Source organism: Paralcaligenes ginsengisoli, from assembly GCF_054781135.1.
In genome coordinates this window covers 125,007-151,455 of sequence record NZ_BAAGUZ010000003.1, presented here as the reverse complement: position 1 = coordinate 151,455, position 26,449 = coordinate 125,007, and the positions used below count along the sequence as shown (strand labels likewise).

The 26,449-nt window shown below is 58.0% G+C and carries 25 protein-coding genes; 8 read left to right on the top strand and 17 right to left on the bottom strand.

Annotation, left to right across the window (positions count from 1 at the left end; all coding sequences use genetic code 11):
* Nucleotides 1-544: 544 nt before the first annotated feature.
* A complete protein-coding gene (locus ACYVIS_RS03275; RefSeq protein WP_460873252.1) occupies nt 545-1,267 on the bottom strand; it encodes a ferredoxin--NADP reductase in 723 nt (240 codons plus the stop codon).
* Nucleotides 1,268-1,544: 277 nt separating this feature from the next.
* Here ACYVIS_RS03275 and pcaCD point away from each other — a divergent pair, with 277 nt between their 5' ends.
* Nucleotides 1,545-2,810, top strand: coding sequence for a bifunctional 4-carboxymuconolactone decarboxylase/3-oxoadipate enol-lactonase PcaCD (gene pcaCD, locus ACYVIS_RS03270; protein WP_460873251.1), 1,266 nt, complete (start codon nt 1,545-1,547; stop codon nt 2,808-2,810).
* Between the two features lie 60 nt (nt 2,811-2,870).
* Here the strand turns inward: pcaCD and ACYVIS_RS03265 are convergent, their stop codons facing one another.
* The 6 genes from ACYVIS_RS03265 to ACYVIS_RS03240 all read right to left on the bottom strand — a co-directional run bounded on the left by ACYVIS_RS03265 (nt 2,871) and on the right by ACYVIS_RS03240 (nt 8,580).
* Nucleotides 2,871-3,578: an ABC transporter ATP-binding protein gene (locus ACYVIS_RS03265; RefSeq protein ID WP_232744223.1), complete on the bottom strand. Its 708-nt coding sequence runs from the start codon at nt 3,576-3,578 to the stop codon at nt 2,871-2,873.
* Nucleotides 3,571-4,323: an ABC transporter ATP-binding protein gene (locus ACYVIS_RS03260; protein WP_460873250.1), complete on the bottom strand. Its 753-nt coding sequence runs from the start codon at nt 4,321-4,323 to the stop codon at nt 3,571-3,573. The genes ACYVIS_RS03265 and ACYVIS_RS03260 overlap by 8 nt, the downstream gene beginning before the upstream one ends.
* Nucleotides 4,320-5,378, bottom strand: coding sequence for a branched-chain amino acid ABC transporter permease (locus tag ACYVIS_RS03255; RefSeq protein WP_460873249.1), 1,059 nt, complete (start codon nt 5,376-5,378; stop codon nt 4,320-4,322). Before ACYVIS_RS03255 ends, ACYVIS_RS03260 begins: the two co-directional genes overlap by 4 nt.
* Before the next feature lie 15 nt (nt 5,379-5,393).
* Nucleotides 5,394-6,251 (bottom strand): branched-chain amino acid ABC transporter permease, encoded by an 858-nt coding sequence (locus tag ACYVIS_RS03250; RefSeq protein WP_460873248.1) that lies wholly within the window; start codon nt 6,249-6,251, stop codon nt 5,394-5,396.
* Between the two features lie 61 nt (nt 6,252-6,312).
* The gene (locus ACYVIS_RS03245; protein ID WP_232744227.1) at nt 6,313-7,479 is read right to left on the bottom strand and encodes an ABC transporter substrate-binding protein; all 1,167 of its coding nucleotides are present in this window, start codon (nt 7,477-7,479) and stop codon (nt 6,313-6,315) included.
* A 183-nt stretch (nt 7,480-7,662) separates the two neighbouring features.
* Nucleotides 7,663-8,580 carry a helix-turn-helix domain-containing protein gene (locus ACYVIS_RS03240; protein ID WP_232744228.1) on the bottom strand — a complete coding sequence of 306 codons (918 nt, stop codon included), beginning with the start codon at nt 8,578-8,580 and terminating at the stop codon, nt 7,663-7,665.
* A 206-nt stretch (nt 8,581-8,786) separates the two neighbouring features.
* On the opposite strand from ACYVIS_RS03240, the gene pobA reads away from it, so the two are divergent.
* Nucleotides 8,787-9,968, top strand: coding sequence for a 4-hydroxybenzoate 3-monooxygenase (pobA, locus tag ACYVIS_RS03235; RefSeq protein WP_232744229.1), 1,182 nt, complete (start codon nt 8,787-8,789; stop codon nt 9,966-9,968).
* 20 nt (nt 9,969-9,988) lie between these two features.
* Here pobA and fusA read toward each other — a convergent pair whose 3' ends face one another.
* The 3 genes from fusA to ACYVIS_RS03220 are packed head-to-tail and all read right to left on the bottom strand — an operon-like array spanning nt 9,989 to nt 14,180.
* A complete protein-coding gene (gene fusA, locus ACYVIS_RS03230; RefSeq protein ID WP_460873246.1) occupies nt 9,989-12,109 on the bottom strand; it encodes an elongation factor G in 2,121 nt (706 codons plus the stop codon).
* A 35-nt stretch (nt 12,110-12,144) separates the two neighbouring features.
* Entirely contained in the window at nt 12,145-13,071 is a 927-nt protein-coding gene (gene rocF, locus ACYVIS_RS03225; protein ID WP_232744231.1) for an arginase, read from the bottom strand.
* The gene (locus ACYVIS_RS03220; protein WP_460873245.1) at nt 13,068-14,180 is read right to left on the bottom strand and encodes an ornithine cyclodeaminase; all 1,113 of its coding nucleotides are present in this window, start codon (nt 14,178-14,180) and stop codon (nt 13,068-13,070) included. The genes rocF and ACYVIS_RS03220 overlap by 4 nt, the downstream gene beginning before the upstream one ends.
* Before the next feature lie 143 nt (nt 14,181-14,323).
* Here ACYVIS_RS03220 and ACYVIS_RS03215 point away from each other — a divergent pair, with 143 nt between their 5' ends.
* The gene (locus tag ACYVIS_RS03215) at nt 14,324-14,749 is read left to right on the top strand and encodes an Lrp/AsnC family transcriptional regulator (RefSeq protein WP_232744233.1); all 426 of its coding nucleotides are present in this window, start codon (nt 14,324-14,326) and stop codon (nt 14,747-14,749) included.
* A 78-nt stretch (nt 14,750-14,827) separates the two neighbouring features.
* Here ACYVIS_RS03215 and thrC read toward each other — a convergent pair whose 3' ends face one another.
* From thrC to alaC, 3 genes are read right to left on the bottom strand one after another with little or no spacing between them, the layout of a single operon-like run.
* Nucleotides 14,828-16,243, bottom strand: coding sequence for a threonine synthase (thrC, locus tag ACYVIS_RS03210; protein ID WP_460873244.1), 1,416 nt, complete (start codon nt 16,241-16,243; stop codon nt 14,828-14,830).
* Nucleotides 16,240-17,544: a homoserine dehydrogenase gene (locus ACYVIS_RS03205; protein ID WP_232744235.1), complete on the bottom strand. Its 1,305-nt coding sequence runs from the start codon at nt 17,542-17,544 to the stop codon at nt 16,240-16,242. Before ACYVIS_RS03205 ends, thrC begins: the two co-directional genes overlap by 4 nt.
* On the bottom strand, nt 17,541-18,728 hold the full coding sequence (gene alaC / locus ACYVIS_RS03200; protein ID WP_232744236.1) for an alanine transaminase: 1,188 nt from the start codon (nt 18,726-18,728) through the stop codon (nt 17,541-17,543). Before alaC ends, ACYVIS_RS03205 begins: the two co-directional genes overlap by 4 nt.
* A gap of 202 nt (nt 18,729-18,930) precedes the next feature.
* On the opposite strand from alaC, the gene ACYVIS_RS03195 reads away from it, so the two are divergent.
* From ACYVIS_RS03195 to ACYVIS_RS03175, 5 genes are all read left to right on the top strand, one after another.
* Nucleotides 18,931-19,383, top strand: coding sequence for an Mth938-like domain-containing protein (locus ACYVIS_RS03195; protein WP_232744237.1), 453 nt, complete (start codon nt 18,931-18,933; stop codon nt 19,381-19,383).
* Nucleotides 19,380-19,847, top strand: coding sequence for a peroxiredoxin (locus ACYVIS_RS03190; RefSeq protein ID WP_232744238.1), 468 nt, complete (start codon nt 19,380-19,382; stop codon nt 19,845-19,847). The genes ACYVIS_RS03195 and ACYVIS_RS03190 overlap by 4 nt, the downstream gene beginning before the upstream one ends.
* A gap of 55 nt (nt 19,848-19,902) precedes the next feature.
* Nucleotides 19,903-21,546 (top strand): PhoH family protein, encoded by a 1,644-nt coding sequence (locus tag ACYVIS_RS03185; protein ID WP_232744239.1) that lies wholly within the window; start codon nt 19,903-19,905, stop codon nt 21,544-21,546.
* A 63-nt stretch (nt 21,547-21,609) separates the two neighbouring features.
* The gene (gene pdxA / locus ACYVIS_RS03180; protein ID WP_232744240.1) at nt 21,610-22,617 is read left to right on the top strand and encodes a 4-hydroxythreonine-4-phosphate dehydrogenase PdxA; all 1,008 of its coding nucleotides are present in this window, start codon (nt 21,610-21,612) and stop codon (nt 22,615-22,617) included.
* A 91-nt stretch (nt 22,618-22,708) separates the two neighbouring features.
* Entirely contained in the window at nt 22,709-23,722 is a 1,014-nt protein-coding gene (locus tag ACYVIS_RS03175) for a bile acid:sodium symporter family protein (protein WP_232744241.1), read from the top strand.
* A 43-nt stretch (nt 23,723-23,765) separates the two neighbouring features.
* On the opposite strand, the gene ACYVIS_RS03170 is transcribed toward ACYVIS_RS03175, so the two are convergent.
* From ACYVIS_RS03170 to priB, 4 genes are all read right to left on the bottom strand, one after another.
* Complete coding sequence (locus tag ACYVIS_RS03170) at nt 23,766-25,148, bottom strand: replicative DNA helicase (protein ID WP_370636004.1); 1,383 nt, start codon at nt 25,146-25,148, stop codon at nt 23,766-23,768.
* A gap of 122 nt (nt 25,149-25,270) precedes the next feature.
* Nucleotides 25,271-25,726, bottom strand: a complete 456-nt coding sequence (rplI, locus tag ACYVIS_RS03165; protein ID WP_232744243.1) for a 50S ribosomal protein L9 — start codon at nt 25,724-25,726, stop codon at nt 25,271-25,273.
* Between the two features lie 15 nt (nt 25,727-25,741).
* Nucleotides 25,742-26,014: a 30S ribosomal protein S18 gene (gene rpsR / locus ACYVIS_RS03160; protein ID WP_232744244.1), complete on the bottom strand. Its 273-nt coding sequence runs from the start codon at nt 26,012-26,014 to the stop codon at nt 25,742-25,744.
* Between the two features lie 103 nt (nt 26,015-26,117).
* Nucleotides 26,118-26,420 carry a primosomal replication protein N gene (gene priB / locus ACYVIS_RS03155; RefSeq protein ID WP_232744623.1) on the bottom strand — a complete coding sequence of 101 codons (303 nt, stop codon included), beginning with the start codon at nt 26,418-26,420 and terminating at the stop codon, nt 26,118-26,120.
* Nucleotides 26,421-26,449 lie beyond the last annotated feature (29 nt).

The following is a 26,449-nucleotide window of genomic DNA, read 5'->3' as shown; positions in this document are numbered from 1 at the left end:
ACTACCGCCGGACTACACAGCACCGCCCACCCTGCGGCTTGCGTTGAGGTCATGCATCGGGGTATACATTGGGGAAGCCGCGTTGAGCCAATCACAGACTACGTTGAGGCGTCGGGCGCTTAGTAAATCCAGGGTTTGGCACAGCGTGGTGTAGTGGCCGCTCGATAGAAGGCATGGGTGCGGGCACGTTAACGGTTCTATGGGTGCAGGCCCATTAACGGTAGGTGCAAGCACGTAAATTCCGGACATCCCGTGATGCAGTTCCAGGCATGCCATTACGTGAGCCGTCTATCGGGGCTTGGGGTCAGGACCGGCGTAAGGCGTGCGCCGGATGCTACCGTAGGGAAGGCGGGGGCTTTCGGCGGGCGCTGTCTGAGCCCAGCCTCGCGAGGCTGGGCGAGTTCGCCCGACGCCCGCCTGGACGAGGTAGATCCGGATCAAGCACGCCGTGCCGGGCCTGACCCCAAGCCCCGATAGACGGCGGCTTTATATACCAATACCCCATCCATCAAAGAATGCCGTAAACACTCGAACCAAAAATACCCTAATACCCGTAAAACTCTTCGGTCCGTATATCGTCATCGTCAACACCAATCTGATTCAAAGTGGTCCGCATGGCCTCAACCATGGCCGGAGGCCCAACCAGATAGTAAATAGGGCTTTGCAGGCCAGCGATGGCGCGCTTTATCAGATCGCCGTCGATCAGCCCGGTTTCCCCCTTCCAGGGCATGCTGGACTTTTCCATCTGCGCCATGACGCCGATCAGGCGAAAATGCGCGTTTTGCTGCTCGAGCTGTTGCAGCTCGGCCAGAAATGCCGCATCTTCGGGCCGCCGGTTGGCATACAGCAATGTCAGATTCTGAGGCAACTTATCGTTCCCGGCCTGCTTCAGTATGCTCATGAAAGGCGTTATACCTATGCCCCCGGCAATAAAAACTGCGGCACGTGCGCGATTATTGTGCAGAGTCAGCGATCCAAAAGGCCCTTCGAGCTTCACGACAGACCCGGCAGGCAAGGCTTTGAGCGCATTCTTGAACACGCTGTCGCGCATGCGCGTCGCAATAACCAGATCACTTTGCGCAGGCGCGCTGACAATGGAAAACGTGTGTCGCGCATTCTGCGCATCGCCAGCTTCCAGCCCGGGCAAAATCACATCCAGAGCTTGTCCCGGCTTGAACGTGAAGCCGCTCGGCTTTTCAAAATGAAAGGCCATAGTGCCTTCCGCAACATTGTCGTGTTTTTGCAGTTTTACGTCATAAGTCATCATGGTGCCGCCTTCTGAATAAGCCAAGGCGCATGGGCGGAGCCCCTGCCAGCCTGTGTAAAGAAATAGCCCTGCCGCAACAAGGGCTTTCGCTCTATTTCTTGCGATAGCGATTAAATTCGCCTCACCGCATTAGATCAAGGCATTCCTTGCCGCGTTCCCGATATGGATGTGGCACGCAAGAAGCATGCCTTTATTATGTGGCAAAATTGGCTTCCCGACAGCGCAAGGCGTTTCGCCGCATTGCGCCTCCATTCACCACACCCCGAGTATCGCACCCATGAGCTACGACCCCTTTGACAATGACCTTGAACGCGGCCTGCGAAATCGCCGGCAGATCCTGGGAGATGCCTGGGTGGACCGCTCCATCGGCAATGCCACCAATTTCAATGCGGAGTTCCAGCACTTGATCACGCGATTTGCCTGGGACGAGATCTGGAGCCGGCCCGGACTCGAAAAACAGACTCGCCGCATTATAGTGCTGGCCATCACCATGTCGCTGGGCCGCTGGGAAGAATTCGAGCTGCATGTGCGCGCTGCTTTGCTGGGCGACCCAGACACGCGCCTGACACCAGACGAATTGAAAGAAGTCCTGATTCAGACGGCGGTCTATGCCGGCGTGCCCGCCGCCAATACAGGCTTTACGCACGCACAGAAGATACTGCGCGAAATCGGCCCGCAAATCGGCTATGAGCTCGAACCCGCATCGCTCTTCGAAGCTCGCCGCCCGGGTGCGGGTACAGAAGCTGTCACACACAGCAAACCTGCGCTGCATTACAGTATGCGCCCGGCTCGCGGCCGCGCTCCGGCTCCCAAAACCATAGTGCTCAGCCATGCGCTGGGCTGCGATCTGAGCATGTGGAACCAGATGGCCGATTTCCTGACGGCCGATTACAACGTCGTCTCCTACGACCATCGCGGCCATGGCAGTTCCGATGCCCCGCTTGCGCTCTACAGCATGGAGGAACTGGCCGAGGACGCGGCGCGCCTGGTTCGCGAACTCGGATGCGGGCCGGTAATCTGGATCGGCCTATCCATGGGCGGCATGGTTGGGCAGGAACTGGCGATCCGCCATCCGTCGCTGGTATCGGCCCTGGTCATCGCCAACTCCACGTCGGAATACCCCGATGCGGTCCGGGCAGTTTGGCAACAACGCATTGAAACCGTCCGCGCCCAAGGCATAGAAGTCATAGCCGATGCGGTCATGGAACGGTATTTTCACGAAGGCTTTCGCCAGGAGCACGCGGGCGCAGTCGCCGCATTCCGCCGACGCCTGGTCACCACAGACCAGGACGGCTATATGGGCTGCTGCAATGCCGTAGGTACCGTCGACACAACCCACCGCCTGTCGCAAATCAAGGCACCAGCGCTGGTCATTGCCGGCGAACTGGATCAGGGCGCGCCTGTGGCCATGTCGAAGACCATCGCCTCGCAAATCCCCGGCGCCCAGCTTGTCGTAATACCCGAAGCATCGCATTTGGCCGTCACGGAACAGCCCAAGGCCTTTGCACAGGCCGTCGAAAATTTCCTGGCTTCACTGACGTAATTGGAATGGAACGGGACGAAGGCATAGGCGGGCCTTGCGCCCGCCCGCATCAATCCAAGCTCAACGGGCCGTGACGCCCAGCCACTGATCCAGCATGGCCGGGTCGTCCGATAGAACACGGCTCGCTCCCTCGTAAACGATGCGGCCGCGCTCCAGCACAATAGCCTGCCGGGTGATGGGCAGAATCTGATGGGCATGCTGCTCTACCAGGATAACCGTCATACTGCCCTCGCTCACCATTCGGCCTATGATTTGCAGCAGTTCCTGCGCAATCAGCGGCGCCAAGCCTTCCAGCGGTTCGTCGAGCAGCAGAATACGGGGATTGAGCATCAGGGCGCGCCCCATGGCCAGCATCTGCTGCTCTCCTCCCGAAAGCTGATTACCCATGTTTGCGCGCCGCTCTTTCAGGCGTGGAAAAGTGGAATACACCCGCGCCAGATCCCAGGAGCCCGGTCTGGCAACGACTGTCAGGTTTTCCTCGACCGTGAGGGAAGGAAAAATATCGCGCTCCTGGGGCACCCATCCAAAACCGGCCTGCGCTCTCAAATGGCCGGGAGTCCTGACCAGATCGCGCCCCTCGATGGTCATACTGCCCCGGCGCAACCGGGCGGCTCCCATCAGGGTGGCAAGCAATGTACTCTTGCCCATGCCATTGCGGCCCAGCAGCGCCAGGCTTGTACCTTCGTCGAGCGCAAAGGAGATGTCTTCCAGTACCGTGGCGTCGCCGTAGCCCGCCCATACATTTTTCAGACGAAGCAATTCAGCCACAGGCGGCCTCCCCCAGATACACTTCCTTGACACGGGGATCGTTGGCGATTGCCTGCGGCAAATCGTCCATTAACAGCGCGCCGGCAACCAGCACCGATATGCGTTCGGCAAACCGGAACACCAGATCCATATCGTGCTCGATCAGCAATATGGTCACATCGCGAGGCAATTGCGCAATGGTTTCAAACAATTCGCGGCTCTCGCCGGCGGGCACGCCGGCGGCGGGCTCGTCAAGCAGCAGGACACGCGGCCGGGCAGCCAGGGCCAGCGCAATTTCGATTAAACGCTGCCGGCCATAAGCCAGGCTTCGGATCTTTTCGTATGCAACGTCGAGCAGCCGCAGGCGCGAGAGCAATTCGGCCGCCTCATCGGCGACTTCGGCATACATCCCTACCGGACGCCACCAGCGGGCGCCCAGGCCACGGCGCTCGCATACGGCCATGACAAGCGATTCGAGCACCGTCATGCCGGGAAACAACTGGTTGATCTGGAACGTGCGGACCAGGCCTTGCCGGACCCGGATGTGCTGGGCCATGCCGGTCACATCCTGGCCATGCACGGTCACGGAGCCGGAGGTGGGCACGAGAAAGCCGGTCAACAAATTGATGAGCGTCGTCTTGCCCGCGCCGTTGGGCCCGATCAAGGCATGGCGCGCGCCCTCGGCGACGTTCAGGCTGACGTTGTCGGTCACGACAAAGCCGCCAAACCTCTTGACCAGGTTGCGAGTCTGCAATGCATACTTCATGGCCTATTCTCCCTCGCCCCTGAAATGGCCTCGCTGCCTGGATGTCGCCGGCGCCATGCGGCGCAAAGGCGACCAAGCCCCCCCATGATGCCGTCGCGCGCAAACAGCACAATCAGCACCAGGAACAGGCCAAGCCAGAACTCCCAGTATTGCGGGTTGATGTCCGCCAGAGTGTTGTGAGCCACCATGAACACGATAGTGCCCAGCAAGGCGCCATACAAGCTGCCCGTGCCGCCCAGCACCAGGATGACCAGCAACTCGGCGGAACGCTGGAAGCTGAGCACATCCAGCGAAACAAAGGCATTGGTCTGCGTAAGCAGGGCACCCGCCACCCCGGCATAGGCCGCACCCACGGTGTAAACAAGCACCAACCTTCTTTTTACCGGCACACCCAGCGCAGGCATGCGCAAGCCATTCTGGCGGATGCCGCGCAGGCTCTGGCCCAGCGGCGCATGCACCATGCGCCGTGCCAGCCAGAACATCGCGAACAGCACCACAAGGCAATACACATAGCCGGTGCGGCCGTAGATATCGAAAGAGAACAGGCCGAGCAAGGGCTTTACCTCCACACCCTGCAAGCCATCGACGCCTCCGGTGAAATCGGTCAGCTTGTTGGCCAGTTCGAACAACATTAATGAAACGCCCAAAGTCACCATCAGGCGGGTCAGATCGCTGCCGCGCAACAATAGAAAGCTGGACACAAAACCCGCAAAACCAGCCACAAGCGCCGCCGCGGCCAGGCCCAGCACCGGCTCCCCCATGCCATACTTGGCCAGCAGGCCGGCTGCATAAGCGCCCAAGCCAAAGAAGGCCGCATGGCCCAGCGACACAATACCGGCATAGCCCAGGATCAGGTCCAGCGACAAGGCAAACAGCGACACAATGGCTATCTGGCTCATCAGCAGCAAATTATCGCCAAACACAAAATAGGCAACAATCGGCATCAGCCAGAATACATACTCGGCAGGACGCCACCGCACGGCGCGGCGCCACGGTTCCAGGTCGAGCAAAACCCGAGGCCCGGCCCCTGAGACGGTGATGGCAATTTCTTTCATTGGGGTTCCCATGCCTTATTTCGCCGCACGGCGCCCGAACAGGCCTTGCGGCCGCAAAATCAGCATCGCGACCATGACCGCGTAAATCACAAAGGCACCGAACTGTGGCACGTAATACTTGCCGGCCACATCGCTCACACCCAGGATAATGGCGGCGATCAGCGAACCCTTGATGCTGCCGCTGCCGCCCACCGCCACCACGATCAGGAAGTAAACAATGTATTTGACCGGGAAGGTGGGGTCGAGGCCGAGCATTTCCACACCCAGGGCGCCTCCAAGTCCCGCCAGGGCCGACCCCAGCGCGAATGTCAGGCTGAATACACGATCCACGTCGATGCCAAGGCCACGGGCCGCACGCTGATTGTCGACCGATGCCCGCAATTGAGCCCCGAAACGGGTGCGTACCACCAGCCATTGCAACAGCAGCACAACAATCAGCCCCACCCCAATCAGGAAAAGCCGGTATACGCCGATGTCCAGGCCCGGCAGATGGTACTGGCCCCGCAGAAAATCGGGCAGCGCCAGAGGTTGCTGCGAGGCGCCGAAGAAATAATTGGCGCCCGCCATGGCCATGAAAACCAGCCCGATGGAGAACAGGACCTGATCGAGATCGGAAGCCTTGTACAAGCGGCGATATAAAGTTCGCTCAAGCACCACGCCAAGCAGCGCCGTGGCAATGGCCACTACAGGAAGCGTCGCCAGAAAAGGCACGCCGAAGCGCCCAAGAAGGATGACGCATACATAGCCGCCGAACATGGCAAAGGCTCCATGCGCCAGGTTGACGAAATTCATCAAGCCCAGGGTCACGGACAAGCCGACGCTGATAAGAAAAAGCAATACGCCGGAAGCGATGCCATCGAAGAGGATCGTCATGAAATGTTCTCGCGATCGAACGAGCGGCTACGAACGCATTATGCGTCCGTAGCGGACCAGCTTATTGTTTACCCGGGTCTTTGACATCGGCCACGTGATCGAACTCGACATTCTGCAGCTTGCCGTCGACTTTTTCTACCTTGCGTATATACACGTTCTGGACGATATCGCGAGTTGCCGGATCGATTGAGATCGGGCCTCGGGGACTGATCCATTTATCGCCTTTCGCCGCGGCGATGAACTTGTCGCCGCTGGCATCGCCGCCGGTTTTTTTCAGTACATCGTAGATCAGATGCATGCCGTCATAGCCGGCCACGGACATGAAATTGGCGCGGTTTTTGGGGTAGGCCTTGTGATAGGCCTCTGTATAGGCCTTGTTTTCGGGCGATTTATGGGACTCGGCATAATGGAAAGAAGTAATGACGCCCAGGGCCGAGTCGCCCATCGCGTCGAGCACGTCTTCATCGGTCAGGTCGCCCGTGGCGATCAGTTTGATGCCGGCCTGCTCCAGGCCACGCTCTTTGAAGCCCTTGCTGAAAGCCACCCCCTGCTCGCCCGCCGGCACAAAAAGAAATACGGCATCGGGGTGGGCATCTTTGACTTTTTGCAGGAAAGGAGCGAAATCGGGGTTTTTGACCGGAGTGCGTACTTCGCCCACAATCTGGCCGCCGGCCTCGGTAAAGGTTTTCTTGAATTGTTTTTCCGCGTCGTGGCCGGGGCCGTAATCGGCCACCACCGTGAATACTTTCTTGATGCCGTTTTTAGCGGCCCACGTGGCCATCGGCGCCGTGATTTGCGGCAAGGTCATTGAGGTACGCACAATATACGGCGACTTGGTGGTCACCGAAGACGTTGCGGCGTTCATGACCACCATAGGTATCTTGGTCTCGGCGGACAAAGGCCCGACGGCAAAGGCGGAGGGGGTCAGGCCAAAGCCCGCGAGAATATTCACCTTGTCCTTGACCACGAATTCCTGAGCGGCGCGCTTGCTGAGTTCAGGCGCCACGCCGGTATCGTCCTTGACCAGCAGCACTACTTTGCGGCCGGCAACCGCGTCGCCGTGCTCGCTGATGTACAGGCGGGCGCCGTTCAATATCTGTTTGCCGTAGGCCGCAAAGGGACCCGACATCGGCAATACCATGCCGATCTTGAGGTCATTGGCGGCATAGGCGGAAGTCGTGGCGCCAAGAACCAGGGCGGCACCGGCCAGTATTTTATTGATCTGCATTATTTCTCCTTGCTATTTGTAGTTATATGCCTCTGATGGGTTGCCGGTTCATCCGGCCATTCAATGAACAATCCGACTGCGAAACTGGCGATTGCGCACGTGTCATGCGCTCTGCCGCACCCGGCCCACTTGGCTATCGTGCATGATAATTCATTATGAGAACATGCTGAAGACATTGAATTGTCAGTCCGATAACGTGGCCGCCCGTTTACGAAAATCCTTGGGGGACAGCTCCACCCGGCGCTTGAAAAAACGCGTGAAGTACGCCGGGTCGGAAAACCCCAGAGTATTGGACACCTGGCTTATCGTCATGGATGTGTAAACCAGGCTTCGCTTGGCTTCGAGCAAGACACGCTGATGAATCAGATCCAGCGCCGATTGCCCCACTCGTTGACGGCACAACACATTGAGGTGAGCGGCGGTAATGCCCAGCCTTCGCGCATACTGATCGACCGAATAGTGTCGGGCGTAATTCTCGTCGATCAGCAGGCAAAAATTCTTGAAATGCTTCTGCCCCCGATCCACCCCAACGGGCATCTCCTGGGCTGCGTCGGCCGGATTGCGGCTGAGCCAGATCAGGATCGCCGACAGCAGTGATTCCATCAGCAGATTCCGGTGCGGCGCATGCCCCCGGTATTCTTTATTCAGCGCCTCGAAGGCCATGCCGATATGGGCACCGTCGCCGGAGCCTGGGCGATATATGCGGGGCAACGCAATCAGGGCATCGTCCATATCGCGGCCTATCCTGTCGAACAGGGGGTACGCCAGCGTCACCACATATCCGTCGGCATTCAGGGCGAACTTGAAACCGTGTATGCACATTTGCGGCACCACCACGATCCCGCCCGCTTCCATATCGACATGCGTGTCGTCGAGCAGGACCTGCGCCGTACCGGCCCTTAAATACAGGAACTGGATAAGGCCATGGTGCTGGTGCGGCTTGATCTGCCAATTATGCAATTTGCTTCGATCAGGAATGGATTCGCAATGCACCATGTCGGGCGTCATCCACTGCCGGTGCTCACCGTACAATTTATAAACAGGGACTGCTTCTACCTGAGCCATATTGATAACCGCCTTGGCAAATTCAAGTGTTTTCATATCCTAACAGGATTTTTCACCCGGCTTGCAATGAAAATCCGAGATATTCGAAAAGTACAAATATTAGTGCTATAAGTCCATTCCAAAATACGCCGCGTGGACGCACTATGGAAACATTCCTTGAACCACGGCAAGAAAGAATCCGCCCAAGCCGGCCAGTCGCATCAGGCGCACGCCGGCTGAAGGGTGGATCGGGAGACCTCTTCATGAAAACCCAGGTAGCCATCATAGGCGCCGGCCCCTCCGGCCTTTTGCTGGGCCAGTTGCTGCACCTGCAGGGCATAGATACCGTCATTCTGGAAACCAGAACCCCGGAATACGTCCTGACCCGCATCCGCGCCGGAGTATTGGAACAAGGCACCGTCGATCTGCTTCGAGAAGCCCGGGCCAGCGAACGCATGGACCGTGAAGGACATGTGCACGAAGGCGTTTCGCTGTCATTCAACGGCATCCAGAGACGAATCGATCTCAAGACTTACTCCGGCGGCAAAACCGTGATGATCTACGGCCAGACCGAAGTCACCCGAGATCTCATGCAGGCCCGTGCCCAGCATGGGGGGATCAGCATATATGAAGCCAAGGATGTTCAGATACATGATTTCCATACCGGCAAGCCGCGAGTAAGTTTCGTAAAAGACGGCGCAAGGATGGAACTCGAATGCGACTACATCGCCGGTTGCGACGGTTTTCACGGAGTAAGCCGCAGATCGGTACCCCATGACGCCATCAGAACCTTCGAACGTATCTATCCCTTTGGCTGGCTTGGCGTGCTGTCCAATACGCCACCTGTCGACCACGAATTGATTTACGCCAGCCACGAACGCGGCTTCGCCCTGTGCAGCCAGCGCTCCAATATTCTCAGCCGCTACTACGTGCAATGCTCACTGGAAGATCGCGTGGATGACTGGTCCGACGACCGCTTCTGGAATGAACTCAGAGCCCGCCTGCCCGAACACGTCGCGGCAAAACTGATTACCGGGCCCTCTATCGAGAAAAGCATCGCGCCGCTGCGCAGTTTCGTGGCGGAGCCCATGAAATTCGGCAATCTGTTCCTGGTGGGCGATGCCGCCCACATCGTCCCGCCCACGGGCGCCAAGGGTTTGAACCTGGCCGCCAGCGATGTCCATGCCCTGTACACCATCATGAAAAAGAATTACCACGAGGGGCGCCGCGATTTGCTCGATAAATACTCGGAAATCTGCCTGCGCCGCATCTGGAAGGCGGAGCGTTTTTCATGGTGGATGACATCGATGCTGCACAAACTTTCCGACGACCCTTTCAGCCAACGCATCCAGTTGGCCGAACTGGACTACTACACAAGCTCCGAGGCAGGCCTGGCCAACATTGCCGAAAACTACGTAGGCCTGCCTTACGAAACCATCGAGTAAGCCCGGTTTCCCGGGAACGATCAGCCCTTGGTTCTTTCCGGGCTACGCGAACGTATCACTGCCTCCGACACCATGGCCGGAGCTTCCGCATAATGCCGAAACTCCATCGTATAGGTGGCGCGGCCTTGAGTCAGCGAACGCAAGGCAGTGGAATAGCCAAACATTTCCGCCAGCGGCACCTCGGCATGCACTGCTTTTCCGGCACCGCCCGGAATGTCCTCCATGCCCTGTATCATGCCGCGGCGCGACGACAGATCGCCAATGACGTCGCCCATTTTTTCCTCCGGCGTTTCGACTTCCACCGCCATCATGGGTTCGAGCAGCACGGGGCCCGCCTTGCGGCAGCCCTCTTTGAACGCCATGGAAGCGGCCATGCGAAAGGCGTTCTCATTGGAATCCACGTCGTGATACGAACCGAAGAACAAGGTCACCTTGACGTCGACGACCGGATAGCCGGCAACCACGCCGGCATTCAGGGAATCGACCACGCCCTTCTCTACCGCCGGAATGAACTCGCGCGGCACGGTACCGCCTTTAATCGCATCGACGAATTCGAAGCCCTTGCCGGCGGGCTGCGGCTCGATCTTGAGCACTACGTGGCCATACTGCCCACGCCCGCCCGATTGCTTGATGAATTTCCCTTCGCTCGACTCGCAGACTTTGCGTATGGTTTCGCGAAACGCCACCTGCGGCTTGCCGACGGTCGTCTCGACGCCAAACTCGCGGCGCATGCGCTCGACCAGCACCTCGAGATGCAATTCCCCCATGCCCGAAATAATCGTCTGGCCGGATTCTTCGTCGGTATGCACGCGAAACGAGGGATCTTCCTCGGCCAGCCGGTTCAGGGCCGTGCCCATTTTTTCCTGGTCGGCCTTGGTCTTGGGTTCCACCGCCTGAGCGATGACCGGCTCCGGAAACACCATGCGTTCAAGAGTAATCACATGAGCCGGATCGCATAGCGTTTCGCCGGTGGTCACCTCTTTCAAGCCGACCGCCGCCGCGATGTCGCCCGCATACACCTCGGTAATTTCGCTGCGGTGATTGGCATGCATCTGCAGCAAACGGCCCACACGTTCCTTCTTGCCCTTGATCGGGTTGTAAACCGAGTCTCCCGAACGCATGACGCCCGAATACACACGGAAAAAAGTCAAATGCCCCACAAAGGGGTCGCTCATGATCTTGAACGCAAGCCCTGAGAATTTTTCGTCGTCGCTGGCACGGCGCTCGACGACGCGATCGCGCTCATCGTGACCGGACACCGGCGGAATATCGGTGGGCGCGGGCAGGAAATCGATAACCGCATCCAGCAAGGCCTGCACGCCGCGGTTCTTGAAGGCGCTGCCGCACAGCATGGGTACGATTTCCCCGGCGATCGTGCGCTGGCGCAATGCCGCCTTGATTTCATCTTCGCTCGGTTCGACGCCATCGAGGTATTTCTGCAAAAGCGACTCGCTGGCTTCGGCAACCGCCTCGATCATGCTGGCTCGCCACTGCCCTGCGCTGGCCTGCAGCTCGGCCGGGATATCGATATATTCGAACTTGACCCCTTGCGTGGCATCGTCCCACATAATGGCCTTCATCTTGATCAGATCGACCACACCGTGAAAGTTGTCTTCGGCCCCGACAGGAATTTGCACCAGCACCGGATTGCCCTTCAGGCGCTCACGGATCTGCCGCTGCACTCGAAAAAAATCGGCACCGACGCGATCCATTTTATTGACGAAAGCCAGGCGCGGCACTTTGTATTTGTTGGCTTGACGCCAGACCGTCTCGGACTGTGGCTGCACGCCACCGACCGCGTCGTACACCATGCAGGCGCCATCGAGCACGCGCATGGAACGCTCGACTTCAATCGTAAAATCGACGTGCCCGGGAGTATCTATGATGTTGATACGATGTTCGGGATAATTGCCGGCCATGCCTTTCCAGAAGCAGGTAGTGGCCGCCGAAGTAATCGTGATGCCGCGCTCCTGCTCCTGCTCCATCCAGTCCATGGTAGCCATGCCTTCGTGGACTTCGCCAAGCTTGTGGCTTACCCCGGAATAAAAAAGAATACGTTCGGTGGTCGTAGTCTTGCCGGCATCGATATGGGCACTGATACCAATGTTGCGATAGCGTTCTATAGGAGTTTTGCGGCTCACGATAATTTCCTCTTGGGAACCTGGTATTTGAATAGCTACGATTTGCGCATCAGCGTGCTCTTGCCGAACAGGCTTTCGATCAGGCTGACAGCCAACTCGGCCGTCTGGTTACGCACATCCAGCGCCGGATTCAGTTCCACCACATCCAGCGAGGATAAACATCCCGTATCGGCCAACATTTCCATGCAAAGCTGCGCTTCGCGATAATTGGGCCCGCCGCGTACTGTAGTGGCAACGCCGGGGGCAATTTCCGGATCGAGAAAATCGACATCGAAGCTAACGTGCATATGCACATTATCGCATACATCCCGCAATGCCATCTCCATGGTCTGACGCATGCCCATTTCATCTATGGTGCGCATGTCGAACACTTCAATACCCGCTTCATGTACAAACTGTTTCTCTCCCTCGTCAACACTGCGTATGCCGATCTGCCTGATCTGCGCCGCATCGAGGGCCGGCACATGGCCGCCGATCCGAATCAACTCCTGTGGCCCGTAACCGCACAGGCAGGCCACCGGCATGCCGTGGATATTGCCGCTGGGCGTCAGCGCCGCCGTATTGAAATCGGCGTGAGCATCGAGCCACAGTACCCGCAAGGTTTTTCCGTGTTGCCGGCAATAGCGCGCCACCGCGCTGATCGAGCCGATGCCCAGGCTATGATCGCCGCCGAGCACGACGGGCAGGCGCCCCGCCGAGAGCTCCGCATAGACCGCGTCGTGCAGCAAGCCATTCCATTGCGCGACTTCAGGCAAATGCCTAAAACCGTCGACCGGAGGCTGCCACGGATTGGCCGGGCCGCTCAGATTGCCGCAGTCCGCAACCTGGACACCCAGGCGTTCCAGAGCCTGCGCCAATCCCGCCACCCGCAAAGCCTCGGGACCCATGCTGGCGCCACGACAACTCGCCCCCACATCGGTGGGCGCTCCAATCAGACTGATCGCACTCATATTGCCGGTCATCCACACACTTCCTTTTCGGTCTGACTGCAAAGCGGCCCGATATATGCCCGCTGGGACTCATTATTCAGCAAATTCAGATATCCAAAGAGATCCTTGGGGTCTGCCAGCTCTGGAACAATCCCAATAGCCTGCCCCACTTCCAATTCGCGCGCCAGATCGCGCATCAAGCGTAATGCCGAATAGTCTTCCAGCGCAAATCCTACCGAATCGAAAATGGTGATCTGTTGCGCATCGACACGACCTTTGGCCTGCCCGGCCAGCACCCGCCACAATTCGGTGACGGCAAAATTCCCTGGCTGCCGCTGTAGCTCGCCCTCTGCGCGAGTTTGAGGCTCGTACTCGACAAACACCTGGCCGCGCCGCAAAATCGATGGGGCCAGCTCGGTCTTGCCGGGACTGTCGCCGCCCACGGCATTGATGTGCATGCCGGCATCGAGCATTTCCGCATCCAGTACTTCGGCCAAACCGTTGTGCGCCGTGATGGTCGTGACAATATCTGCGCCTCGCACCGCCTCGCCCACAGAATCGCATGCCGTCAGGCCCAGATCGAAAGCCCGCAGATTGCGCATCAGCTTGCGCGTCGCCTCCACATCGGGATCGAACAGGCGCAACTCGCGGATACCCAGCAGATAATGAAACGCCAGGGCCTGAAATTCGCTCTGCGCACCATTGCCTATCAGAGCCATGCTGCGGCAATCCGGACGAGCCAGGGCGCGGGCGGCCAAGGCCGAGGCCGCCGCCGTACGCAAGGCGGTCGTCAAGGTCAGTTCGCTGATCAACTCAAGGGTGCCGGTATTCATGTCGGCCAGCACGCCGAATGCCATGACCGTAGGCAGGCCCAATTGCGTATTGAGCGGGTGGCCGTTGACATACTTGAAACTGTAGGTCTTGCTGTCCGCAATCGGCATGAGCTCAATCACTCCGTTCGGCGAATATCTCGCAACGCGGGCCGATTTGTCGAAGTCGGCCCAACGCAGAAAATCGGCGCGCATCACGTCGACCAGCTGACTGAAACAGAACTCCAGGCCTTTGCGCCGCACAATGACCGCAACATCTTGCGCACTCAAAAACAGGGTTTGGATGCGATGGCTGACTTGACCGGTTTTCATGATGGCCTCCAGAGTATAGGTTCTGCCAATTGGAGATGTTGAAAGCAGTGTGGCCTAGAGCCATGGCAAAGTAAATCGCCAATATTGCTATCTTTTTGTCATTTATTTACTATTTAGATATCTATAAATGCCATAATGACAATATGGATGCCACCGATCAAGCCCTGATTTCCCATTTGCGCAAAAACGCCCGCATGAATGTCGCCGCTCTGGCGAAAAAGCTGGGGGTGTCGCGCGGCACGATCAATAACCGCATCGCCAAGCTCGAAGACGCGGGAATAATCGTGGGCTACACAGTCCGGTTGAGGCCCGATGCCGAACCCAACGATATACGCGCCTGGATGGGAATTGCCGTCGAAGGCAACGAAACCCGCACGGTCATCGCCAGTTTGCTGGGTGAACCAGGAGTGGCGGTTTTGCACGACACCAACGGCCGATGGGATCTGCTCGCGGAACTGCGCGCGGCCAATTTATCGGAGCTTTCCGGAGTGCTGGAGCGCATCCGGCTGATCCGCGGCATCAGCAACACCGAAACCAGCCTGCATCTGCAAACTTACCGCTTCTCGTGACCTCAATGAATGGCCCCGCCTGGGCCGCCACCCCCGCGCCTCAAGAACGCCATCGGCAACCGACCACAAAAGCCCACCCTACGCGTGCTGCTTAATATACTCCCGCACCAGTCGCGCGTCGCAATCCATGATTTCCACGCGCTGCGGCAAGCTGGCCAGTTCCTGCAAATGCTCGGGCACCGGAGCGGGCCGGCCTATAGCCTCTACGATAGTCTCGCTGAACTTGGCGGGCAGTGCCGTTTCCAGCACCAGCATGGGCACGCCGGTCTCTATATAGGCCGCCGCCACCTTGACCGCATCGGCCGTATGCGGATCGATAAGCAAACCGCTGTCCCGATGGACCGAACGTATCGTATCGAGCCGATCGGCATGAGTGCTGACACCGCCCACAAACCCGTAGCGCGCTTCGAAATCAGGCTGCATGGCGCTTAAATCGAACTCGCCCTTCTGCTCCAACTGCTGCCAGAGCTCTCGAACCTTGTCCGCATCCTGTCCCACCAAATCGAACACGAAACGCTCGAAATTGGAGGCCCGCGAAATATCCATCGACGGACTCGACGTTGCGTAAGTCTGAGCCGCCGAACGGGGCCGATACACGCCCGTGCGGAAAAACTCTTCAAGCACATTGTTTTCGTTAGTGGCCAGCACCAGCCGCCGTATCGGCAAACCCATCTCACGCGCGATATGGCCCGACAAAATATTGCCGAAATTGCCCGAAGGCACGGCAAACGATACCTGCTGCGCATGCCCCGCGTTCTGCCCCGAGGTGGCGCGCAGCCAGCCCCAGAAGTAATACACCACTTGCGCGGCAATGCGCGCCCAGTTGATGGAATTGACCGCGCCCAGATGATAAGCCGATTTGAAGGCAAGATCGCTGGACAGCGACTTGACGATGTCCTGGCATTCATCGAATACGCCCTTGAGCGCCAGATTGTGAATATTGCGATCCTGCAGCGAATACATCTGAGCGCGCTGGAAATCGCTCATGCGCCCGTACGGCGACAGCATGAACACCGAAATGCCGCGCTTGCCGCGCAAGGCATACTCCGCGGCCGAGCCAGTGTCGCCCGAAGTGGCTCCCAGAATCGTGATCGAGGCATGGCGCTTGTCGAGCACGTACTCAAACAACTGGCCCAGGAACTGCATGGCCATGTCCTTGAATGCCAGAGTCGGCCCCTCGGACAGCCCCAGCAGGCTCAAGCCCTTTGACAGTGGCTTGAGCGGCACAATCTCGCTGCTGGCAAATGCATCGGTGTGATAGGCAGCCTGCGTAAGCCGGCTCAGATCGCTTTTGGGAATGTCGGTAATAAACAGGGCCAGCACTTCCGCCGCCAGTTCAGGATAGCGCAGCGCGCGCCATGACTCCAGCGTTTCGGCGCCGATCCTGGGCAAGGATTGCGGCAAGGCAAGGCCGCCGTCGGGGGCCAGGCCTTCGAGCAGGATATCCGAAAAAGGCTGGAGCTCCATGCCGCCGCGAGTTGAACGATATTTCATGACAGATTATCCACACGCAAACGCGTTACCGGGGATTTAACAAAAGGCAAAGCCTGGATTTTCTCGAGCGCCTTGTTGACCGCGCCTTCACGCGCTTCATGGGTCAGGAAAATAATATCGGCCGCATGCTCGCCATGCGGTTCCTGAAACATGGAACCGATCGAAATGCCGGAATCGGACAGGATCCGCGCCAGATCGGCCAGAACGCCGGGACGATCGTCGACATGCAGGCGCAGGTAATACGCCGATATCACATCGGCCATGGGCAGAATCGGCGTGTCGGCCATGGCATCGGGCTGGAAGGCCAGATGCGGAACACGATGCTCGGGATCGGCCGCCTGCAGGCGGGTGACATCGACCAGATCGGCCACGACCGATGAAGCCGTGGGCAATTCGCCCGCTCCCTGGCCATAGTACAGGGTAGCGCCCACCATGTCGCCGCTTACCAGCACCGCATTCATGGCACCTTCGACATTGGCCAGCAATCGCTCGGTGGGGATGAGAGTGGGGTGCACGCGCAACTCGATACCTTCGGGCCGCCGCTTGGTGATTCCCAGCAATTTGATGCGATAGCCCAGGCGCTCGGCATGCGCGATATCTTCCTGCGCAAGATTGGAAATACCTTCGATATAGGCCTTGTCGAATTGCACCGGAATGCCGAACGCCAGCGATGCCAGCAGGCTCAGTTTGTGAGCCGCATCGACGCCTTCGATATCGAAGGTCGGATCCGCCTCGGCATAGCCCAGCCGTTGCGCCTCGGCCAGCACCACGTTGAACGGCAGGCCGCGCGACCGCATTTCAGACAATATGAAATTGGTGGTGCCGTTGATGATGCCCGCCAGCCACTGGATGCGATTGGCGGTAAGGCCTTCGCGTATGGCCTTGATAATGGGAATTCCGCCAGCCACGGCAGCCTCGAAGGCCACCATGACGCCTTTGGCGTGGGCCGCGGCAAAAATTTCATTGCCATGCATGGCCAGCAGCGCCTTGTTGGCCGTGACCACGTGCTTGCCCTGGCGGATCGCTTCCATGACCCACTCGAAAGCCAGAGTATCGCCGCCAATCAATTCGACCACGATGTCGATATTCGGGTCGCGCACGACTTCCATGCCGTCACGCGTAATCCTGATGCTATCGCCCACCAGCGCCCTGGCCTTTTCGACATCGCGCACAGCCGCCGCCGTAACTTCGATGCGGCGCCCGGCGCGGCGCGCAATTTCCTCAACATTGTTCGTCAGCACTTTCCACGTGCCCCCGCCGACGACACCCAGGCCCAGCAAACCTACTTTGACGGGGCTCATTTACTCAAACCATCCTTGCGGAACATCTCTTTAATGCCTCGCACCGCCTGGCGCGTGCGCTGCTCATTTTCGATCAATGCAAAACGCACGTAATCGTCTCCGTACTCGCCAAAGCCAATGCCTGGCGAAACGGCAATCTTGGCGTCGGCCAGCACACGCTTGGAAAATTCCAGCGAGCCGAGCTTCTGGTAAAACTCGGGAATCTTTGCCCATATATACATGGATGCTTTGGGAATATCGACCATCCAGCCGGCTTCGTGCAAACCCTTTGCGAGGACATCGCGACGATTGCGGTATTGTTCGACCACATGCGAAACGCAATCTTGCGGACCCTCGAGCGCGGCGATCGAGGCCACCTGGATAGGCGTGAATGTGCCGTAATCGTGATAGCTTTTAATGCGCGCCAAAGCGTTGACCAGTTCCCGGTTGCCCACCATGAACCCCACGCGCCAGCCGGCCATATTGTAGCTTTTGCTCATGGTGAAAAACTCCACCGCTACATCGCGCGCGCCCTCGACCTGCATGATCGACGGTGCCACATAGCCATCAAACGTGATATCGGCATAGGCCAGATCATGGACCACCAGAATATTGTGCTCCCTGGCCAGCGCCACGACCCGTTCGAAAAACGAGAGATCGACGCACTGGGCCGTCGGGTTGCTGGGAAAGCCCAGAATCATCATTTTTGGCTTGGGTATGCTTTCGCGCACTGCCCGCTCGATTTCCTCAAAAAAATCGAGCCCGGGAGTCATGGGAACCGAACGGATATTCGCCCCGGCAATGACGGCGCCATAAATATGTATGGGGTAGCTGGGATTGGGCACCAGCACCGTATCGCCGCGATCGAGCGTAGCCAGCATCAGGTGCGCCAGCCCCTCTTTGGAGCCGATGGTCACAATCGCCTCGGAATCGGGGTCGATCTGCACACCGTAGCGGCGATCGTACCAGCCCGATATGGCCTTGCGCAGCCTCGGAATGCCCTTGGACACGGAGTATCCGTGCGTATCGGGCCGGCTCGCCACTTCAATCAGCTTGTCGACGATATGCTTGGGGGTCGGTCCATCGGGGTTGCCCATGGACATGTCGATAATATCCTCTCCGCGCCGCCGCGCCGCCATTTTCAACTCGCCGGTAATATTAAAAACATAGGGCGGTAAACGCTCAATACGAGGAAAGTTCGTCATAAATGATCCTAGGGACGGGCGGAGGGGGATAACACAGGTGCGATAGTTGCAGTGCAACAAAAGTACTAATCTAGCTCAAGCAAACGCCGGGGGCAAATAGCCTGCTAGTTTAATCGATCCGAAAATTCTGTAAAACCGGAATATCCGGAACGGAATACACAATGAATTGCGCTATTATCTTTATGACTCTGGGAGTTTTTTTGTGCAACTGCAGACCGAAACCAATCCTGCCCTGAACACCGTAACCGCCTACGGGCACGACTACATCGAAATTAACGAAGTCTCGTATGAGCACGCCGTTTATTTTGCTCCCGAGGGAGAAATCAAACCCTGGGCCGTAAAAACCGTCGCCGACATCAGCGCCAGCCTGCTGCGCGAAGTAGCTGGCCTAAGCAGCTTCACCGCCGACCCCATGGCGTTCCTGGATGCCGATGCCGCGCCGCAAAAACCGCCGGGCGCCCCCGAAGTGATTCTGATCGGCACAGGCCTGAAACAGCATTTTTTACCCCCACACGTAACGCAAGGCCTGCTGAAGCTGGGTATTGGAGTCGAATCCATGAGCACCCAGGCGGCTGCCCGCACCTACAACATATTAATGGCCGAAGGGCGCCGTGTCGTCGTTGCCCTTTTACCTCACGAGGATGCCCCCCTATGACTCATGCAACTGTCGGCAGGCCCCTGCCCGATTTCAAGGCACTCAGCACACAAGGCGAGGTCAGCCCCGACGAACTCAAGGGCCGCTCGGCAATTCTTTATTTCTATCCCAAGGACAATACGCCGGGCTGCACCACCGAGGCCCAGGATTTTCGGGACCGCCACCAGGATTTCGTGGCGGCCAATTGTCAGGTCATAGGCATCTCGCGCGATTCTCTTAAATCGCACGCCAGTTTCACTGAAAAACAAAATCTGCCTTTTGCACTGATTTCGGATGACGACGAAACGCTATGCCAGTTATTCAATGTCATAAAAATGAAAAACATGTACGGTAAACAGGTACGTGGCATCGAACGCAGCACATTTTTAGTCGACGCCAGCGGAGTGCTTATACAAGAATGGCGCGGGTTGCGCGTACCCGGCCATATCAATGAGGTTTTGCAGGCGGTCCGCAATATTGCCTAGCGGAGCGTGCGGTACTTTACACACTTTATCTTAAACGTTCAGGAGCAGATACTTTATGCCGCTACCCAAGTTGCCCACACGTCTGGGGACCCTGATTGCTTCCAGCAACGATGCCGAAATCGACATCGATGCCGACATCGAATCCGATACGTTTGTCGTCCCTGCGCCTTTAACCGCGGTGCCTCAAGCCAGGCAAGCCACCGCACCGGCAACTTCCCGAGTCAAAGCAACCGTCGAACCGGCCGCTGCCCCGATCACACTGCTCAAGCCCAAGAAGAAAACCCGCCTTCCCGTGGCCCGGCGCAAACTGTTCGTGCTCGACACCAATGTACTGCTGCACGATTCGAACTCCCTGTTCAAATTTGAAGAGCACGACATTTTCCTGCCGATGATCGTGCTCGAAGAGCTTGATCATCAAAAGAAAGGCATGTCGGAAGTGGCTCGCAATGCTCGCCAGGTCAGCCGCACGCTGGATGGCCTGGTCGGCAATTCCAACGACCTGCAAAAAGGGCTGGCCCTGGACGCGCTGGGCAATGTAGAGGCCCTGGGTTCCTTGCATTTCCAGACAACCGCAATGAATGCGGATCTTCCCATAGAACTGCCGCTGGGCAAGGCCGACAACGTCATTCTCAATGTCGTGCATGCTCTTCAAGCCCTGTTTTCCAAACGGCAGGTCATCCTGGTGTCCAAAGACATCAATATGCGGCTCAAGGCGCGCTCGCTGGGCCTGCACGCCGAAGACTATTACAACGACCACGTTCTCGACGACTCCGATCTGCTGTATGACGGGGTTTTGCCTCTGCCGGAAAACTTCTGGGCCAAGCACGGCAAGGACGTCGAATCGTGGCAACAGGGCGGCACCACCTTCTATCGCATCAAGGGTCCGCTATGCGGGGAATTCATCGTCAACGAATTCGTCTACTTCGAAGGCGAGCTGCCCCTCTACGCGCAGGTCAAGGAAGTCAGCGGCAAAAGCGCCGTACTGGCCACCTTGCGCGACTACAGCCACGGGAAAAACAATGTCTGGGGAATCACCGCCCGCAACCGCGAACAGAACTTTGCCCTGAATCTGCTCATGAATCCCGATTGCGACTTCGTCTCGCTGCTGGGACAGGCGGGCACGGGTAAAACCTTGTTGGCCCTGGCCAGCGCGCTCACGCAAACGCTGGAAACCAAACGCTATAACGAAATCATCATCACCCGGGCCACCGTACCGGTGGGCGACGATATAGGCTTTCTGCCCGGCACCGAAGAAGAAAAAATGCTGCCCTGGATGGGTGCTCTTGAAGACAATCTCGAAGTCCTGCACTTGGGCGCCGGCAATAACGAGATTGCTCCGAACACGGCCGGACAGGACTGGTCCAAGAACCCGACCATGGAACTGATACGTTCGCGCATCAAGGTCAAGTCGCTCAACTTCATGCGCGGCCGAACCTTCCTGAACAAGTTCCTCATCATAGACGAGGCCCAGAACCTGACGCCCAAGCAAATGAAAACGCTGGTCACACGGGCTGGCCCCGGCACGAAAATCGTGTGCCTGGGCAACATAGCGCAAATCGACACGCCCTATCTCACCGAAGGCAGTTCGGGGCTGACCTATGTCGTCGACCGCTTCAAGGGCTGGCCGCATGCCGGACACATTACCCTGCAACGGGGTGAACGTTCACGACTGGCCGACTATGCCAGCGAGGCCTTGTAGGCGTACACTGCAGCGAATATGCCCGGGCGCAAGGCCCGGGTTTTTCTTCCTATCTTATTTCTCATGACAGACATTTCGCGCGCTCCCATAGGAATCACTTTGGGCGATGCCGCCGGCATCGGGCCGGAGATCATCGTCAAGCTGTTTGCCGCCGGGCTGCCGGTGCCCACCATTGTCTATGGCGATGCGGGCATGCTGGATGCCACGTTGGGCCGCTTGAACTTGAAAGGCCAGCTCAGAATCAAGGAACTTTCCGACCCCGACCCGCTTGCCTGCGAGGCAGGCTGCATACCCGTCTGCAATCGCTGGAACGCCTTGCCAGCCAAGCTGCCCCTGGGCCAGATCAGCGCGGCAGCAGGCCGCGGCGCGTACGAATACCTGTGCCATGCCATCGACGATGCGCAATTGGGGCGCCTGCGCGCCATAGTGACCGCTCCTCTCAATAAAAAAGCCATGCAGGCCGGTGGCGCCGACTATCCGGGCCACACTGAAATTCTGGCTGAGCGCACCCGGACACAGCACTACGCCATGATGCTGGCCAACCTGGAACTGCGAGTCATACTGGTAACAATCCATTTGGCGCTCGCCCAAGTTGGCCGGCACATCAATTTTGACAATGAGATCAATACGATCAGGCTTGCCGACCACGCGTGCCGGCAAGCGGGTATCCCTGCTCCGCGGATTGCCGTGGCAGGCCTGAATCCCCATGCGGGAGAAAACGGGCGATTCGGGCGAGAAGAAATCGACATCATAGGCCCGGCCATCGAACAGGCCCGGTCCGAAGGCATCAATGCAAGCGGCCCATGGCCTGGAGACACTATTTTTATGCGGGCCCGCCGGGGAGAATTCGATATCGTGGTGGCGCAATACCACGACCAGGGCCTGATTCCCGTCAAATACCTGGGGGTGGATCAAGGGGTCAATGTCACGGTCGGACTGCCATTCGTGCGCACCAGCGTCGACCATGGAACCGCCTTCGACATCGCCGGCCAGGGGATAGCCGACCCCAGCTCGCTGCGCGCCGCGTACGATATGGCTCTTGCCATGACACAAACAAAGACCCGCGCCTGATCCCGGCTGCACAACTCGCAACGTTTTGCGGTCCATCGACAGATTGGCTACGATGCGGTTTGACTTGAACTTTCCTTTCTTTTCCTACTTTATGAAATCGCGCTTTTCCATAGACCCATTTTTAATCAAACTGCTGATTGCCATCGTCCTGGCCAGTTTCCTGCCCGCTCATGGGACAGGGGCCAGCGTATTCAAATGGGCCACAAATATCGCTATCGCGCTGTTGTTTTTCCTGCATGGCGCACGATTGTCGCGCGATGCGATCGTGGCCGGAGCATCGCACTGGCGCCTGCACCTCACCATTTTTTCCGCCACTTTTGTTATTTTTCCCATTCTGGGGCTGCTGGCCAAGCCGCTGGTATCGCCCTTTATCACGCATGAACTCTACCTGGGCATTCTGTTTTTGTGCTGCCTGCCGGCCACCGTTCAGTCGGCAATTGCCTTTACATCGATTGCGCGTGGCAATGTGCCGGCCGCCGTGTGCAGCGCCTCCGCATCCAGCTTGCTGGGCGTATTCCTGACCCCGCTGCTGGTGGGCCTGGTCATGAGCGGAGGCGGAGCCGGCAGCGCTCCCATTTCCTTCGATGCCATAGGAAAAATCATGCTGCAATTGCTGCTGCCGTTTGTGCTTGGGCAGATTCTGCGGCCATGGATAGGCAAATGGGTAAGCAGGCACAATGCCTTGCTGAAGGTCGTCGACCAGGGATCGATTCTACTGGTGGTCTACACGGCGTTTTCCGAGGCGGTGATAGGCGGGCTATGGTCCAACACCCCATTGTCGGCGCTGATTTCGCTCGTGGTCATTTCCGTTGTGCTTCTATCCCTGGTGCTGGGTATTACCCTATTGATGGGGCGCATCTTCAAGTTCAAGCTCGAAGACCGGATTACCCTGCTATTTTGCGGCTCCAAAAAGAGCCTCAGCAGTGGAATTCCCATTGCCAACATTCTATTTGCCGGGCATGCCGTAGGCGCCATCGTGCTGCCCCTGATGATCTTCCATCAAACACAGCTGATCATTTGCGCAGTCATAGCGGGAGCCTACGCCCGCCGGCCGGCGGCGGCCAAGCCGCACAGCAAGCACCTGGCCCCGGCGCGCACATCCTGAGTTGAAGCCAGATGGTGGCCGCAAGGGCCACCGCACCTTGGAATCAATTCATGCCGGTACTGAAATTCAGGAACCGGGTACTTGCCCCCTGGAAGGTCAGGCGTACGCTGCCTATCGGGCCGTTACGCTGCTTGCCGACGATGATTTCAGCGGTACCTTTATCGGGCGAATCGGGGTTGTAGACTTCATCGCGATAAATAAACAGGATCAGGTCGGCGTCCTGCTCGATAGCCCCCGACTCACGCAGATCACTCATGACGGGGCGCTTGTTGGGCCGCTGCTCCAGGCTGCGGTTAAGCTGCGACAAGGCAATCAGCGGGCAATTCAGCTCTTTGGCCAGGCCCTTCAAGGAACGGCTGATTTCCGAAATTTCAGTCGCCCGATTTTCACCCGACGAATTGGCCGACATGAGCTGCATATAATCGATGATGATCAGGCCCAGCTGCCCGCACTGGCGCGCCAGGCGCCGGGAACGCGCCCGAACCTCCATGGAGTTCAGGGCCGGGGTCTCATCGATATAGATTTGCGCTTCCTGCACCTGCTGCACGGCATGCGTCAGGCGCGGCCAATCATCGGCAGTCAGCTTGCCGGTACGCATGCGCTGCTGGTCGAGCATGCCTACCGAGCCGACCATGCGCATGGCCAGCTGAACGGCGCCCATTTCCATGGAAAACACCGCCACCGGCAAGCCTTGCTCAATGGCGACGTGCTCGCCGATGTTCATGGAGAACGACGTTTTACCCATTGAAGGCCGCCCCGCCACAATCACCAGATCGCCCGCCTGCAGGCCCGAGGTCATGCGATCCAGATCGGTGAAACCGGTTGGTACGCCGGTAATATCCGAGCCGCCTTCGCGATGATAAAGCTCGTCGATGCGCTCCACCACTTGCGTCAGCAAAGGCTGAATGTCCTGAAAGCCCGACACACCGCGCGAACCCTCCTGGGCGATCTGGAACACTCGCGACTCGGCTTCATCGAGAAGCTGACGGGCTTCTTTGCCTTGCGGGTTAAAGGCGGCGGCCGAAATTTCGTCGGCCACCGACACCAGCTTGCGCAGCATGGAGCGTTCGCGCACGATTTCAGCATAGCGCCGTATATTGGCCGCCGAAGGCGTGTTGTGCGCCAGGGCATTCAGGTATGCCAGGCCCCCTACTTCGTCGGCCTTGCCCGCGCTGGCCAAAGACTCGTTGACCGTCACCACATCGGCCGGCCGAGCCAGGCCGATCAGCCGCGAAATATGCTGCCAGATAATGCGATGGTCGAAACGATAAAAATCCTCGTCGCCCAGCACATCGGTGATTCGATCCCAGGCGGCGTTATCGAGCAACAGGCCGCCGAGCACAGACTGCTCTGCCTCGACCGAGTGCGGCGGTACGCGTAAATAATCCAGTTGCGGATCGCCGCCTGTAGTTTTGCTATCCAAAATCAGCACCTCGATATAAGCGGGAAGACGAAAGTAGAAAAGCCGGTTTACACCGGCTTTTCAGTAAAGGCAAGCGATAACGAACGCCCCGCACTCGGCCGGGCGACGCGTCATCGAACGGACACTTAAGCCATTTCGCCTTGCACCACGACAGTAATGTCGGACACTACGTCGGCGTGAAGCGCCACCTGAACCGAGTATTCGCCAATGGCCTTGAGTGAGCCGTCGGGCAAACGAATCTGCGATTTCTCGACTGTCGTAAAACCTTCTTTATGCAAAGCGACGGCGATATCCATATTGGTAACCGAACCGAACAAACGGCCGTCAACACCGGATTTTTGCGAAATCTTGAGCGTCAGGCCCGAAAGCTTTTCGCCGGCGGATTGCGCGGCAGCCAATTTTTCGGCCTGAATTTTTTCGAGCTCGGCACGGCGGGCTTCGAATTCTTTCAAGGCGGCATCGGTAGCCCGGCGGGCAATTTTTTGAGGAATCAGGTAATTGCGGGCATAGCCGTCGCGCACACGCACGACTTCACCGAGATTACCCAGATTGACAACTTTTTCAAGCAGAATAACTTGCATGACTATAGCCCCGGATTAGTTGTGGTTATCGGTGTAAGGCAACAGGGCCAGAAACCGGGCACGCTTGATCGCGGTGTCGAGCTGGCGCTGATAGTGAGCCTTGGTACCGGTTAAGCGGGCAGGAATGATTTTGCCGTTTTCCTGGATGAAATCGCGCAAGGTATCCAGGTCTTTGTAGTCGATTTCGTCGACGCCAGCAGCGCTGAAACGGCAGAACTTGCGGCGTTTGAACAGCGGATTTTGCTGGGTGAACTTACGTTTTTCTTTGCTCTTTTTGAAGAAAGCCATAATGTGCCTCTTGAGTTTTCGGAGCTTTACGCCCCAATCAATATTTACTATGCATCGAATCGCCAGGCGACTCGCACTGTTTGAATTTGCCTGTGGATTTCAGCTAAACCAGCGCCGTGGCGCCGCCAGCAAAAATCCGGTTTGCCTGCTGTATATGCAAAACCACTTTGTTCGAGCCTTTTCGGGTCGGGGCCAAAAAACCCTCTATCGACAAGGCGGCACCTAGTGGCGTATCGGCCAACAACAAGGCAATGTCGCCCAGGGCTACGGCGGAAAGTACCAGTTCGACGCGGCGTGGATGGCCTGCCTCCTGAACTTCCGATTCGTGATTCAGCACCATCTCGATCGCCGGCAAACCCGCTGGGGTATATCTGAGAGGCTTGACCTCCAGAGCCGTGGCGGTCATGACGACCTGATTCACGCTGCAACCCGGAA

Bases quoted from the DNA above. Each gene is read 5' to 3' on its own strand.
- ACYVIS_RS03275 (WP_460873252.1), bottom strand. From the start codon at position 1,267: ATGATGACTTATGACGTAAAACTGCAAAAACACGACAATGTTGCGGAA.
- pcaCD (WP_460873251.1), top strand. From the start codon at position 1,545: ATGAGCTACGACCCCTTTGACAATGACCTTGAACGCGGCCTGCGAAAT.
- ACYVIS_RS03260 (WP_460873250.1), bottom strand. From the start codon at position 4,323: ATGAAGTATGCATTGCAGACTCGCAACCTGGTCAAGAGGTTTGGCGGC.
- ACYVIS_RS03255 (WP_460873249.1), bottom strand. From the start codon at position 5,378: ATGAAAGAAATTGCCATCACCGTCTCAGGGGCCGGGCCTCGGGTTTTG.
- ACYVIS_RS03250 (WP_460873248.1), bottom strand. From the start codon at position 6,251: ATGACGATCCTCTTCGATGGCATCGCTTCCGGCGTATTGCTTTTTCTT.
- ACYVIS_RS03245 (WP_232744227.1), bottom strand. From the start codon at position 7,479: ATGCAGATCAATAAAATACTGGCCGGTGCCGCCCTGGTTCTTGGCGCC.
- ACYVIS_RS03240 (WP_232744228.1), bottom strand. From the start codon at position 8,580: ATGAAAACACTTGAATTTGCCAAGGCGGTTATCAATATGGCTCAGGTA.
- pobA (WP_232744229.1), top strand. From the start codon at position 8,787: ATGAAAACCCAGGTAGCCATCATAGGCGCCGGCCCCTCCGGCCTTTTG.
- rocF (WP_232744231.1), bottom strand. From the start codon at position 13,071: ATGACCGGCAATATGAGTGCGATCAGTCTGATTGGAGCGCCCACCGAT.
- ACYVIS_RS03220 (WP_460873245.1), bottom strand. From the start codon at position 14,180: ATGAAAACCGGTCAAGTCAGCCATCGCATCCAAACCCTGTTTTTGAGT.
- ACYVIS_RS03215 (WP_232744233.1), top strand. From the start codon at position 14,324: ATGGATGCCACCGATCAAGCCCTGATTTCCCATTTGCGCAAAAACGCC.
- thrC (WP_460873244.1), bottom strand. From the start codon at position 16,243: ATGAAATATCGTTCAACTCGCGGCGGCATGGAGCTCCAGCCTTTTTCG.
- ACYVIS_RS03205 (WP_232744235.1), bottom strand. From the start codon at position 17,544: ATGAGCCCCGTCAAAGTAGGTTTGCTGGGCCTGGGTGTCGTCGGCGGG.
- alaC (WP_232744236.1), bottom strand. From the start codon at position 18,728: ATGACGAACTTTCCTCGTATTGAGCGTTTACCGCCCTATGTTTTTAAT.
- ACYVIS_RS03190 (WP_232744238.1), top strand. From the start codon at position 19,380: ATGACTCATGCAACTGTCGGCAGGCCCCTGCCCGATTTCAAGGCACTC.
- ACYVIS_RS03185 (WP_232744239.1), top strand. From the start codon at position 19,903: ATGCCGCTACCCAAGTTGCCCACACGTCTGGGGACCCTGATTGCTTCC.
- pdxA (WP_232744240.1), top strand. From the start codon at position 21,610: ATGACAGACATTTCGCGCGCTCCCATAGGAATCACTTTGGGCGATGCC.
- ACYVIS_RS03175 (WP_232744241.1), top strand. From the start codon at position 22,709: ATGAAATCGCGCTTTTCCATAGACCCATTTTTAATCAAACTGCTGATT.
- rplI (WP_232744243.1), bottom strand. From the start codon at position 25,726: ATGCAAGTTATTCTGCTTGAAAAAGTTGTCAATCTGGGTAATCTCGGT.
- rpsR (WP_232744244.1), bottom strand. From the start codon at position 26,014: ATGGCTTTCTTCAAAAAGAGCAAAGAAAAACGTAAGTTCACCCAGCAA.
- priB (WP_232744623.1), bottom strand. From the start codon at position 26,420: ATGACCGCCACGGCTCTGGAGGTCAAGCCTCTCAGATATACCCCAGCG.